Origin of the sequence: Photobacterium makurazakiensis (assembly GCF_050336715.1) — a bacterium.
GTDB lineage: Bacteria > Pseudomonadota > Gammaproteobacteria > Enterobacterales > Vibrionaceae > Photobacterium > Photobacterium makurazakiensis.
Map to the genome: position 1 here is coordinate 19,191 of NZ_JAKJSJ010000035.1, position 12,942 is coordinate 32,132.

At 47.1% G+C, this 12,942-nt stretch carries 12 protein-coding genes; 10 read left to right on the plus strand and 2 right to left on the minus strand.

Going from position 1 to position 12,942, the window contains the following annotated elements; translation table 11 throughout:
- Positions 1–126 precede the first annotated feature (126 nt).
- The 3 genes from ccoG (at position 127) to L4D09_RS16360 (ending at position 3,356) form a co-directional block, all read left to right on the plus strand.
- Complete coding sequence (gene ccoG / locus L4D09_RS16350; RefSeq protein WP_428458579.1) at positions 127–1,548, plus strand: cytochrome c oxidase accessory protein CcoG; 1,422 nt, start codon at positions 127–129, stop codon at positions 1,546–1,548.
- A 157-nt stretch (positions 1,549–1,705) separates the two neighbouring features.
- The gene (locus L4D09_RS16355; protein ID WP_428458580.1) at positions 1,706–2,695 is read left to right on the plus strand and encodes a serine/threonine protein kinase; all 990 of its coding nucleotides are present in this window, start codon (positions 1,706–1,708) and stop codon (positions 2,693–2,695) included.
- Positions 2,696–2,753: 58 nt separating this feature from the next.
- Entirely contained in the window at positions 2,754–3,356 is a 603-nt protein-coding gene (locus L4D09_RS16360) for a thiol:disulfide interchange protein DsbA/DsbL (protein WP_428458581.1), read from the plus strand.
- Between the two features lie 58 nt (positions 3,357–3,414).
- Here the strand turns inward: L4D09_RS16360 and cueR are convergent, their stop codons facing one another.
- On the minus strand, positions 3,415–3,819 hold the full coding sequence (gene cueR, locus L4D09_RS16365; protein WP_428458582.1) for a Cu(I)-responsive transcriptional regulator: 405 nt from the start codon (positions 3,817–3,819) through the stop codon (positions 3,415–3,417).
- Positions 3,820–4,065: 246 nt separating this feature from the next.
- Here cueR and L4D09_RS16370 point away from each other — a divergent pair, with 246 nt between their 5' ends.
- Together L4D09_RS16370 and L4D09_RS16375 are read left to right on the plus strand one after the other, a co-directional pair.
- Complete coding sequence (locus L4D09_RS16370) at positions 4,066–4,260, plus strand: SHOCT domain-containing protein (RefSeq protein WP_428458583.1); 195 nt, start codon at positions 4,066–4,068, stop codon at positions 4,258–4,260.
- An 88-nt stretch (positions 4,261–4,348) separates the two neighbouring features.
- Positions 4,349–4,591, plus strand: a complete 243-nt coding sequence (locus L4D09_RS16375; protein ID WP_428458584.1) for a DUF2933 domain-containing protein — start codon at positions 4,349–4,351, stop codon at positions 4,589–4,591.
- Between the two features lie 98 nt (positions 4,592–4,689).
- Here L4D09_RS16375 and L4D09_RS16380 read toward each other — a convergent pair whose 3' ends face one another.
- The gene (locus L4D09_RS16380; RefSeq protein WP_428458585.1) at positions 4,690–6,222 is read right to left on the minus strand and encodes a YifB family Mg chelatase-like AAA ATPase; all 1,533 of its coding nucleotides are present in this window, start codon (positions 6,220–6,222) and stop codon (positions 4,690–4,692) included.
- Positions 6,223–6,621: 399 nt separating this feature from the next.
- On the opposite strand from L4D09_RS16380, the gene ilvG reads away from it, so the two are divergent.
- From ilvG to ilvA, 5 genes are all read left to right on the plus strand, one after another.
- A complete protein-coding gene (ilvG, locus tag L4D09_RS16385) occupies positions 6,622–8,268 on the plus strand; it encodes an acetolactate synthase 2 catalytic subunit (protein ID WP_428458586.1) in 1,647 nt (548 codons plus the stop codon).
- Positions 8,268–8,516 carry an acetolactate synthase 2 small subunit gene (ilvM, locus tag L4D09_RS16390; RefSeq protein WP_428458587.1) on the plus strand — a complete coding sequence of 83 codons (249 nt, stop codon included), beginning with the start codon at positions 8,268–8,270 and terminating at the stop codon, positions 8,514–8,516. The genes ilvG and ilvM overlap by 1 nt, the downstream gene beginning before the upstream one ends.
- Positions 8,517–8,537: 21 nt before the next feature.
- Complete coding sequence (locus tag L4D09_RS16395) at positions 8,538–9,476, plus strand: branched-chain amino acid transaminase (protein WP_428458588.1); 939 nt, start codon at positions 8,538–8,540, stop codon at positions 9,474–9,476.
- Positions 9,477–9,538: 62 nt separating this feature from the next.
- Positions 9,539–11,380, plus strand: a complete 1,842-nt coding sequence (gene ilvD, locus L4D09_RS16400) for a dihydroxy-acid dehydratase (RefSeq protein ID WP_428458589.1) — start codon at positions 9,539–9,541, stop codon at positions 11,378–11,380.
- Between the two features lie 6 nt (positions 11,381–11,386).
- Positions 11,387–12,940 (plus strand): threonine ammonia-lyase, biosynthetic, encoded by a 1,554-nt coding sequence (gene ilvA, locus L4D09_RS16405; protein WP_428458590.1) that lies wholly within the window; start codon positions 11,387–11,389, stop codon positions 12,938–12,940.
- Positions 12,941–12,942: the final 2 nt, after the last annotated feature.

The window sequence follows — 12,942 nt, forward strand, 5'->3', positions numbered from 1 at the left end:
GGCTACGTTATACTCTATTGGTAACATTTATTTACCAATTACAACTTAACGATTACAACACATAGCCGGCAACGTACCGGTGACAGCTCCCATGAATCCCCGTGGGAGGCCAAGGAAAGTAATGTCATGAGCCAAGAAAAGATCAAAATAAAGGATGTCACCCCGCAAACCTATAATCCCAAAACCCACAAAGGTAACGGCGATCGATTCAATCCAAGCAATCGGATTTACGTGCGTGCCGTCAAAGGGATATATCAACAGTTACGCCAAAAAATGGGCTGGTTTTTGATGCTGTTGTTCATGGGGATCCCTTGGATACCCTATGGTGATCGCCAAGCCATCTTATTAGATATTGGCCAACAGCAATTTAACTTTTTTAGTACCACCTTATGGCCACAAGATCTCACCTTGTTAGCTGTCTTATTTATCGTTGCCGCTTTTGCTCTTTTCTTTATTACCACTTTTCTAGGGCGAGTTTGGTGTGGTTACTTATGCCCACAAACCGTTTGGACCTTCATTTACATCTGGTTCGAAGAAAAGCTCGAAGGCTCTGCCAATAAGCGACGCAAGCAAGATACATTAGCACCAACAGGAAAACTGCTATTTCGTAAAACGCTTAAACATCTCGCTTGGATAGCCGTCGCGCTACTGACCGGATTGACCTTCGTCGGCTATTTCTTGCCGATTAAAACATTGGTGGTAGAGTTCTTTACCTTCAGTACGAGCTTCTGGGCTGCATTTTGGGTGGTATTCTTTACACTTTGTACCTATGCCAATGCAGGGTGGATGCGCTCCATTGTGTGTATCCACATGTGCCCTTATGCACGCTTTCAATCAGCCATGTTTGATAAGGACACCTACATTGTAGGCTACGATGTAAACCGTGGAGAATCACGCGGCCCTCGTTCCCGTAAGCAAGATCCCAAAGCGCTTGGCCTTGGTGACTGTATCGACTGTAATCTATGTGTCCAAGTCTGCCCAACCGGCATTGATATTCGCGATGGCCTGCAATATGAATGCATTAACTGCGGCGCCTGTGTGGATGCCTGTGACGCAACCATGGATAGAATGGGGTATGAAAAGCAGTTGATCAGCTATACCACCGAGCACAAGCTTGAAGGCCATCGCACCAGCATTATGCGCCCGAAGCTACTTGGCTATGGGGCTGTGATGGTCGCAATGATAGGGTTATTCATTTACTTATTCGCTTCCATACAGCCGATGGGGCTGGATGTCTTACGTGATCGTAACCAGCTGTATCGTATCAATAACGAAGGGCTGATCGAGAATACCTATACCCTAAAAATCCTCAATAAGACCCAACAACCAGCCACCTTTACATTATCGGTTTCTGGCCTTGAAGAGATAGAGTGGTATGGACGGCAAACCGTTAAAGTAAAAGCTGGAGAAGTCTTTACTTTACCTGTCAGCCTTGGGGTTGATCCATACGTTCTGCAAGCACCTATCGCTGATATTACCTTTACCCTAACCCGTGGTGATAATACTCAACTGAGTACTGAGAGTCGGTTTATCGGTGAATTGCGCTAGCACGTGAGTTACGCAAACTAATGTAAAGATAGGGCCGGAAACGGCCCTTTTTGATTATGCTATACCCACTAAGAAATTCTCGTAGAACAAACACCTTGAACTCACTTGGGTATATACTCGACAACAATTGATATAATTTTATTGCGGAACCAGTCTCATGACACAACATAACGGCTTTAGCTTCGCAGACCTCAGCCCTGACTTACTCCTCGACGCCCTTGATACCACAGGGATCCGCGCCGAATCAGGGTTATTGGCACTGAATAGCTACGAGAATCGAGTTTACCAATTTACCGCCGAAGACGGTGCCCGCTATGTCACCAAATTCTACCGCCCTCAACGCTGGACTGATGCCCAGATAGCAGAAGAACACCAGTTCACTTTAGAGTTAGCAGAACAAGAGATCCCCGTTGCTGCCCCCATCATTATCGATGGTCAAACCCTGCATCACTACAATGGGCATCGTTTTGCGCTATTTCCAAGCCTTGGCGGTCGCCAGTTCGAAGTGGATAACTTTGACCAGCTTGAATGGGTTGGACGCTTTCTCGGCCGAATTCACCGCGCAAGCCAGAAAGAAACCTTTAAAAATAGGCCGACTATCGGGCTTGATGAATACCTATATCAACCTCGCCAAACGCTAGAGCACTCGGACTTAATTCCCGATCATTTGAAAACAGTCTTCTTTTCAGACTTGGATTTACTAATCAAAGAGCTAGAGCAACACTGGAATACCAACTGGCAACCCATTCGCCTTCACGGCGATTGTCATCCAAGTAATATCTTATGGCGTGATGGCCCATTATTTGTCGATCTTGATGATGCCCGTAATGGGCCAGCCATTCAGGATTTATGGATGCTGCTGAATGGGGATCGGCACGACCAGATTGCTCAACTGGACATTATTTTAGAAGCTTATTCAGAATTTGCCGATTTTGACCAATCACAATTGAAACTGATTGAGCCTTTACGCGGTCTTAGAATGGTGTACTACATGGCCTGGCTTGCTCGACGTTGGCAAGACCCAGCCTTTCCGTTGGCTTTTCCGTGGTTTGCAGATCCAAAATACTGGGAAGGGCAAGTGCTGTCATTTAAAGAACAACTGGCGGCGTTACATGAACCATCACTGCAGCTAATGCCGCAGTGGTAAGTAAACCAAATATAAATAAACCCATATATTAGATTTTTATCAGGGAGTTAATCGAAACATGTTTAAGAAAATTTTGGCGTTTGTAAGCGTCGCTTTATTGTCTGTTTCTGTACAGGCAGCTAAATTCAACGAAGGCGATCACTATAAAGTCTTGGATTTGCCGCAAAGCAGCAGCCCTATTGTGACCGAATTTTTCTCATTTTATTGCCCACACTGTAATAGTTTTGAACCAATGATCCAGCAGTTGAAAAAGACCCTGCCAGACAATGCAAAACTACAGAAAAGCCATGTTTCATTCATGGGTGGTTCAATGGGTAAATCAATGAGCAAGGCATACGCAACCTCTGTGGCGCTCAATATTGATGATAAAATGACACCCGTGTTGTTTGCTCGTATCCACGACATGCAAAAGCCACCTCGCAATGATCAAGAGCTTCGCCAGATCTTCATTGATGAAGGTGTGAGTGCTGAGGATTTTGATGGTGCATTCAATAGCTTTGCAGTGAACTCAATGGTGAACCGCTTTAACAAAGCCTTCCAAGACAGTGGCCTGACTGGCGTACCAGCGGTTGTAGTTAACAACAAGTACCTTGTGCAAACGGGTAAAGTGCGCTCTGCCGATGAATACTTTGAACTGGTTAATTTCCTGCTAACGAAATAACACCAGCGACAACACCATAAATAGAAAAGGGCCAAATGGCCCTTTTTTAATCTGCGATTCACTCACGAACACTCTTATCCGCCAGCGAGTCGATAATAGAACAATCAGGTGATTCTCCACCAGGGCATTTATCCGCTAAACCTTTCAATAGTGTCAGCATTGAATTTAGCTGTGCAATCCGCTCTTCAACCTCGGATATTTTATGCAACGTGAGTGCTTTAACATCACCGCTAATGCGGTCCTCTGCTCGTTGCAAATCCAGTAACTGCTTTGATTCTTCTAAGTTAAAACCAGCTTGCTTTGCTTTTACTATGAATTTCAGCTCATCCATAATTTTTTGATTAAAAAAACGATATCCATTCTCGGCACGTGGCGGTGTGCTAATTAGCCCAATACTTTCATAATATCGAATTGTCTTGCTCGACAGCCCAGTTTGTTTTGATACCTGACTGATGTTAAACATGCTTACCTCTCTAATATCTAAAACTTAAAAATTTTAGCCGTATCATTGCTAAAGCACCGATCACTACTGTGGCTGCACACGCAGCGTCTATTTTCAGTTTATCGGTGTCGATACCTCAACCAGCTTTTAATGCCCATCAGTTTTTTGTAATTAATTGAAAAACAACCTTGACCTTACAGTTAGGGGAAACCTCAAGATTCATTCCACTTACTCAGGAACAATCATTAAATTTATTGAGGTCACACAATGCACGGTTTTCATGAATTCAGTTGGTTTATGCCAATCTCAATGGCGCTATTTTTTGGAGGGATTATTTATCTGGCTTTCTCTGGGACACGACCGCCAGCAGCAGCTGAATCGGCTCTCGATATCGCTAAAAAACGATTTGCCAGAGGCGAAATCACCGCAGATGAACTTGATGAAATAAAGCAAAAGCTGTAGTCCAAAATTTTAGCCAAATTAGGTTTACCTTACAGTAAAGGTAAACATTACTATATAAAACATATTAAGAAAGCAAGGTCGTATCAACATGAACAGCAACACTAAGAAACTATGTAAAATTATCTGTGCACTATGTTTAGGCTTACCGTTAGCTTACTTTCTGCTAGTAGGTAACTTTACGCTGGCAGCTGTTAGTGGCATCACAATTCAACTGCTTTTCTGTGGTGTTATGATGTTCATGATGATGAAAATGATGGGTTGTAACGACAAAAAAGACAAAGGCCACGAAGAAAGTCACACAGCAGAAGATAATAATCAAAACAAAGATTAATCCGCACACAGGCTAACCCGATAATGCTCCCCCGCAGCTATTTCAAATAGCTTAGGGGGAAGCCTAAATGGTTATCAAACTTTTTAATCGTTACGCCATCAGATCACCTGCGCCGAAAGCTGTTTTAGCAACCGATCCATCGCTCGATATCCTAATGCTTCCGCTAAATGCCCGCGCTCAATCTGCTCTTTCCCTGCGAGGTCGGCAATCGTTCTCGCCACTTTTATTATGCGGTGATAAGCACGAATAGAGAGCCCTAACTGATGTAAGGCCGTTTCAAGAAACTCCGCATCGGACTTATCCAGCTCACAGTAAAGATCGAGTTCACGGGTCGACAATAATGCATTAATTTTATCGCCTCGCGCTAACATAGTCGTACGGGCTTGATGTACACGCTGACGGATCACCGTGCTTGGCTCACCGCGCTCACCACCTTCCGCCAATGTCCCCCGAGGCAAAGCCGGAATTTCAATCGACATATCAAAGCGGTCTAACAGAGGGCCAGACAACCGGCTAAGATAACGTAAAATGGCCTGAGGGTTAGTGCGTGATTGGCTTCCTTCATAATAGCCGGTGGGGCTTGGGTTCAGCGCTCCTATGAGCTGAAAGCGGGCAGGGAAGTTGGTTTTGCTGGTGGCTCGGGAGATCACAATCTCTCCGGACTCCAACGGCTCACGCAATGAGTCGAGCACCTTACGCTCAAACTCTGGCATTTCATCTAAAAATAGAATGCCGTTATGGGCTAATGATATTTCGCCAGGGCGCGGGGTTGATCCCCCTCCGACTAACGCCGCCATCGAACTTGAATGGTGAGGAGTCCGAAATGGCCGCTGTCGCCAATTACCCTCGTGGATAGATTGTGTGGTCAATGAGGCAACGGCTGCCGTTTCCATTGCCTCGGACACACTCATCTCAGGTAACAAGTCACGCAACCTAGAAGCTAACATTGTTTTCCCCGTTCCTGGCGGACCAAGAAACAATACGTTATGTCCACCAGCCGCAGCAATTTCGAGGGCACGCTTACCTTGTTGCTGACCAATAATATCTTGCATATCTCGGGCGAAAAACTGCGGTTCTTCAGCTACGTCTTCATGATGTCGAAAATGTAACGCTAATTGTTGTTGGCCACTCAAATGCGCACAGACCGCAAGAAGATCCGCCGCTGACTTATGGCGCTCTTTTGCCACCAGCGCAACTTGTTCACCATTATCATCAGGTACGATTAAGCAACGTCCAGATTCTTTCGCTGCTAACGCTGCAGGTAAGGCTCCTTTCACCGGCCTCAGCTCACCGGATAAAGCCAGCTCCCCTAAAAATTCATAATCTTGCAGCTTATTTGCAGGAATTTGCCCTGATGCGGCAAGAATGCCAAGTGCAATCGGCAAGTCAAACCGCCCCCCTTCTTTAGGGAGATCAGCCGGTGCGAGATTGACGGTAATACGGCGGGAGGGAAACTCGAAATTGGCATTAACAATTGCACTGCGAACGCGATCTTTTGCCTCTTTAACACTGGTTTCAGGTAAGCCAACAAGCGCAAGAGCTGGCATCCCATTACTAATATGCACTTCAACAGTGACCGCTGGCGCACTCACCCCAACGCAAGCACGGCTATGGACAATCGCAAGACTCATGATTAATCACCCTGGTGATACTTTGACCGAATAAGTTAATAGAAATAGTAAATTACGTTTCATCAATAGCCTATTTATGCAGTAAGTTTGCAAAATAATTTATAGTTTTTTCTTGTCATGCGAGCGACATCTGTGTTACCACTTAGGTAAAGCAAAACATAAACAATAAAACTGGACAGACAGTCGATGCAATTTACTGCCAAAGCACTCATGCTCATTATTAACGTCATCGTGGTGATTATTTCACCGCGACAGGGGCTGGTAGGCGTAAATTAGCAACAAACACAACTACGCAGAAAAGCCCCCGCACCCAACCGGTTCGGGGGCTTTTTTTTAACACAGATAGGAACATGCTGATCACAATATCAGCAATCGCAAGCAAGGAACGGGAGAGCAGCGATGACAGGAGCAGAGTTAGTCGTACATGCGCTGCAACAGCAGGGGATCAAAACCATATTTGGCTATCCGGGTGGGGCTATCATGCCTATCTACGATGCCCTATATGATGGTGGCGTCGAGCACATCTTGTGCCGTCACGAACAAGGGGCAGTCATGGCAGCTATCGGCATGGCAAGAGCAACACAAGAAGTGGCTGTGTGTATGGCAACATCGGGCCCTGGCGCGACTAACCTCGTCACAGGCCTTGCCGATGCCTTTCTTGATTCAGTGCCACTAGTGGCCATTACTGGACAAGTTGCGAGTTCACATATAGGTACTGATGCGTTTCAGGAGATGGATGTGATCGGGATGTCGCTGTCTTGCACCAAGCACAGTTATCTCGTCACCGATATCAATGAACTCGCACCAACCCTTGCGGAAGCATTCGTTGTCGCCAATACGGGACGACCAGGTCCTGTTATTGTCGATATTGCCAAAGATGTACAACTCGCCCAAGCGCCAACAGCGCTCTTACCGGCGATTACACCACCAGCGATCCCTGTAGCCTCAGCTGATGCTGTTACTGTCGCTCAAACCGTTTTATCGCAAAGCCAACGCCCTGTTATGTATGTCGGTGGCGGCGTGCAAATAGCCAAAGCAACAGACACGGTTCGTGGCTTTCTTAGCATGAACCCGATGCCATCGGTAAGTACCTTAAAAGGGCTTGGCAGTATTGAGCGTCACGACCCACACTACTTGGGAATGCTCGGCATGCATGGAACCAAGGCTGCCAACCTAATCGTCCAAGAGTGTGATTTGCTGATTGTTGTTGGGGCTCGTTTTGATGATCGAGTAACCGGTAAATTAGATACCTTCGCCCCGCATGCCAAAGTGATCCACATTGATATTGATGCGGCTGAATTCAACAAGCTGCGTCATGCCGATGCACCTTTACGAGGTGACATTAACGTCATTCTCCCACAGTTAGAGCTTGCACAAGATATTACCCCTTGGGTTGAATACAGCGAAACACTACGCCGTGATGGCAAGTGGCGCTACGATCACCCTGGCGATCTGATCTATGCTCCGTTACTGCTAAAGCAGCTGTCGGACATGATGCCCGACAGTAGCATGGTTTCAACTGACGTCGGTCAGCATCAAATGTGGGCCGCTCAGCACATTCAGCCTCGAGCACCGCAGAACTACATCACCTCGGCTGGACTTGGCACCATGGGGTTTGGTCTACCTGCAGCGATGGGCGCCAAAGTTGCTCGTCCTGATGACGAATCAATCCTGATTACCGGTGATGGTTCATTTATGATGAACATTCAAGAGCTTGGCACGCTAAAGCGTCGTCAAATTCCAGTTAAGATAGTATTAATCAATAACCAGCGTCTTGGTATGGTACGCCAATGGCAGTCACTGTTCTTTGATGGTCGCCACAGTGAAACCATTCTTGATGATAATCCTGATTTCATTAAATTGGCCGAAGCCTTTGATATTCCAGGTAAGACAATTACGACCAAAGAAGAAGTTGATCCAGCACTCCAAGAAATGTTGGCCAGTAAGACGTCATATTTATTGCATGTACTGATCTCGGAAGAAGAAAACGTGTGGCCACTTGTCCCACCAGGCGCTGCAAACCAAGATATGCTGGAGAATACCTAATGGAACGATATTTACTCGACATCAAGGCCGATGATAAGCCAGTATTACTTGAACGAATTTTGCGCGTTATTCGCCACCGTGGTTTTATTATCAAAAAGGTAGATGCAACACAAAACCATGAGAGCAAGATAGCCAGTATCCATATTATCGTAGATAGTGATCGTCCTATCACCACGCTTATCAACCAAATCGAAAAGCTTTGGGATATTCGTACCGTCAACACCACACTATTAGAAAACCAAGACTAGTTTTTAAGGAAGGAACAAAACATGGCAAATACAGCGGATTTTATTTGGTTCAATGGTGAAATGGTTCCTTGGGCAGAGGCCAATGTCCATGTACTTACTCATGCGATGCATTACGGTACCTCCGTCTTCGAAGGCATCCGTTGTTATAACACACCAAATGGCCCAGCAGTGTTCCGTCATAAAGAGCACATGGACCGTTTGAAAAACTCAGCCAAGATCTACCGTTTTCCGATTCCTTATAGCTCAGAAGAGCTAATGGAGTTTTGCCGTGAAACCATTCGCGCCAACAAACTAGAATCCGCCTATATCCGTCCACTTGGTTATGTTGGCAATGTCGGTTTGGGCGTTTGTCCGCCAACAGACACCGAAATGGAGCTGATCATCGCCGCCTTCCCTTGGGGTTCGTATTTAGGTGAAGAAGCCCTTGAAAGCGGTGTTGATGCGATGATTTCGAGCTGGAACCGTGCAGCCCCAAATACCATTCCAACCGCTGCAAAAGCGGGTGGTAATTACCTATCATCCCTGCTGGTTGGCAGTGAAGCGCGTCGCCATGGCTACGCTGAAGGTATCGCACTCAGTGTTGATGGTTACCTGTCTGAAGGGGCAGGGGAAAATATCTTTGTCGTTCGTAACGGCGTATTGTCCACGCCTCCTGCTACCAGCGCGATTCTGCCGGGAATTACGCGCGATACAATCATGATCCTAGCCAAAGAAATGGGTTATGAAATCCGTGAAGAAAACATTGCCCGTGAAGCACTTTACCTAGCAGATGAAGTGTTTATGACCGGAACAGCCGCTGAAATCGTGCCCGTTCGCAGTGTTGATCAGATCGCAGTTGGTGAAGGCAAGCGTGGGCCAATTACCAAAGCGGTACAAGAAGCCTATTTCGGTTTGTTCAATGGCACAACCGAAGACAAGTGGGGTTGGTTAGACCTAATCTACCCATCAGACGTTAAGTAAAAACATAAGCCTGCCTGCGTCAGCGCGGGCAGACTGCAACAAAGCAAAAGGATTTTTTTGTTATGCCCAAGTACCGTTCCGCTACTACTACTCACGGCCGCAATATGGCTGGTGCCCGTGCCCTTTGGCGCGCTACAGGCGTTAAAGATGAAGATTTCGGTAAACCAATCATTGCCGTGGTTAACTCTTTCACCCAATTTGTTCCCGGCCATGTCCACCTTAAAGATCTCGGCCAGCTAGTCGCCCGTGAAATTGAAGAGGCTGGTGGTATTGCCAAAGAGTTCAATACGATTGCTGTTGATGATGGTATCGCCATGGGTCATGGCGGCATGCTTTACTCTTTGCCATCACGAGAGCTGATTGCCGACTCGGTTGAGTATATGGTGAATGCCCACTGTGCTGATGCCATGGTGTGTATATCAAACTGTGACAAAATCACCCCCGGGATGCTGATGGCATCGTTACGCCTGAATATTCCAGTGATTTTTGTTTCAGGCGGTCCGATGGAAGCCGGTAAAACCAAATTATCAGACCAGATCCTAAAACTTGACCTGGTTGACGCCATGATCCAAGGTGCCGATCCAACGGTCTCTGATGAACAAAGCGAGCAGATCGAGCGCTCAGCTTGCCCAACTTGTGGATCATGCTCAGGCATGTTTACCGCAAACTCAATGAATTGCCTAACTGAAGCCTTAGGATTAAGTCAGCCTGGTAACGGTTCAATGCTCGCTACCCATGCTGATCGTGAGCAACTATTTGTTAATGCCGGTAAGCGTGTGGTTGAGCTGACCAAACGTTACTACGAGCAAGATGACGAAAGTGCATTGCCACGCAATATCGCCTCCAAGAAGGCTTTTGAAAATGCGATGGCATTGGATATTGCGATGGGCGGCTCCACCAACACCGTGCTTCACCTACTAGCCGCAGCGCAAGAAGGCGAAATTGACTTCACCATGGAAGATATCGATAAGATGTCTCGTCGTGTACCGCAATTATGTAAAGTTGCACCATCGACACCCAAATACCACATGGAAGATGTTCACCGCGCGGGTGGGGTATACAGCATTTTAGCCGAGCTCGATCGCGCTGGCCTGTTCCACAATGACTGCTATAACATTCTTGGTGAACAATTTTCAGAAAGCTTCAAACACTACGATATCGTGCAGACAAAATCAGAGGACGTGAAATCCTTCTTCCGAGCGGGTCCTGCCGGGATCCGTACCACGAAAGCATTTTCACAAGATTGCCGTTGGGATAGCCTAGATGATGATCGTGAGAATGGCTGTATCCGTAATAAAGAACATGCCTTTAGCCAAGAAGGCGGCTTAGCCGTTCTGTCTGGCAACATGGCACTCGACGGGTGCATTGTAAAAACAGCTGGGGTTGACGAAAGCTGCCTAACCTTTACAGGCCCTGCGGTAGTCTTTGAAAGCCAAGAAAGTACCGTTGAAGCGATTTTGGGTGGGAAAGTGAAAGCGGGTGATGTGGTGGTGATCCGCTACGAAGGCCCGAAAGGTGGCCCTGGTATGCAAGAGATGCTGTACCCAACCACTTACCTTAAATCGATGGGCTTGGGCAAAGAGTGCGCGTTAATCACTGACGGTCGCTTCTCTGGCGGCACATCCGGCTTATCAATTGGCCATGTATCACCAGAAGCCGCTAACGGTGGCACCATAGGTTTAATCCAAAATGGCGATACCATTGCGATAGATATTCCCAATCGTAACATCGACCTCCAGATAACAGAATCTGAGCTTGCTAGCCGACGCCTTACAGCTAATCAGCAAGGCTGGAAACCTGTTGACCGTCAGCGCGAAGTATCATTTGCCCTGCGTGCCTATGCCAACCTCGCAACCAGTGCCGATAAAGGGGCTGTACGTGATATATCGAAGCTAGAAGGATAAAACATAATGAGCGAAGTAACCCAGGCCAAGGATGTAGAGCTGTTAAGCGGAGCCGATTACCTTCGCGATATTCTCCGTGCACCAGTGTATGAGGTGGCGCAAGTCACCCCACTACAAACGATGGATCGTCTGGCAGCGCGGATAGGCAACCACGTACAACTTAAGCGGGAAGACCGTCAGCCAGTTCACTCGTTTAAGCTACGCGGGGCTTACAACATGATGACCCAACTGACACCTAGCCAGCGCCAAGCTGGGGTGATCGCCGCTTCAGCGGGTAATCATGCCCAGGGGTTAGCCATGTCAGGCAAGCACCTTGGCGTGTCAGCCACCATTGTGATGCCACGCACTACACCGGACATCAAAGTCGATGCTGTACGCAGTTTTGGCGGCACTGTCGTCTTACATGGCAGTAACTTTGATGAAGCGAAAGCCCAAGCTGAAATACTGGCAGCACAACATGGCTATACCTTTATTCCGCCTTTCGATCATCCCGCAGTCATTGCAGGCCAGGGAACGATAGGGGTCGAGCTAGTTCAGCAAAATGGTCACCTCGACTATATTTTCTTACCAGTCGGAGGTGGCGGTTTAGCCGCAGGTGTCGCGGTACTGATTAAACAGCTCATGCCACAAATTAAAGTGATTGGTGTTGAGGCCGAGGATTCAGCGTGTCTTCATGCTGCATTAGATGCAGGCCAGCCCGTGACGTTAGATCAGGTCGGTATGTTCGCGGATGGGGTTGCTGTTAAACGTATTGGCGAGGAAACGTTCCGGTTATGCCAGCAATACCTTGATGACTCAATCACGGTAAGCAGCGATGAGATCTGCTCTGCGGTGAAAGATATTTTTGAAGATACCCGCGCCATTGCCGAGCCTTCTGGCGCACTGGCACTGGCAGGATTGAAAAAATATGCTGATATCCATCAGCTAAAAGACAAACAACTTGCCGCTGTACTATCTGGCGCAAACCTGAATTTCCATGGTTTACGCTATGTTTCAGAACGCTGTGAACTCGGTGAAAAAAGGGAAGGTCTACTCGCTGTTACCATTCCTGAACGACCTGGTGCATTCCTTGATTTCTGCCATATATTGGGGGGGCGAGCGGTCACAGAGTTTAACTATCGCCACAATGATGACACTCTCGCGAATGTCTTTGTCGGGGTACGCCTACTACAAGGACAAGAAGAGCTAGATAGCATCATCCAAGATCTACGCAAAGGTGGCTATCCGGTTGTCGATCTATCTGATGATGAAATGGCAAAAGTACACGTGCGCTATATGATCGGCGGTCGCCCAGCCAAACCACTCAGTGAACGCCTGTACAGTTTTGAATTTCCAGAATACCCAGGGGCACTCATAAAGTTCCTCAATACATTGGGGACACACTGGAATATCAGTCTATTTAACTATCGTAATCATGGGGCAGATTACGGACGTGTTTTATGTGGTTTTGAATTAGAGGACAAAGATCTACTCTCTTTCACTAGTCACTTAAGAGAACTTGGCTATCAATGGAAGGATGAGACAGGCAATCCAGCCTATCAATTTTTCCTCGCACAATAGCC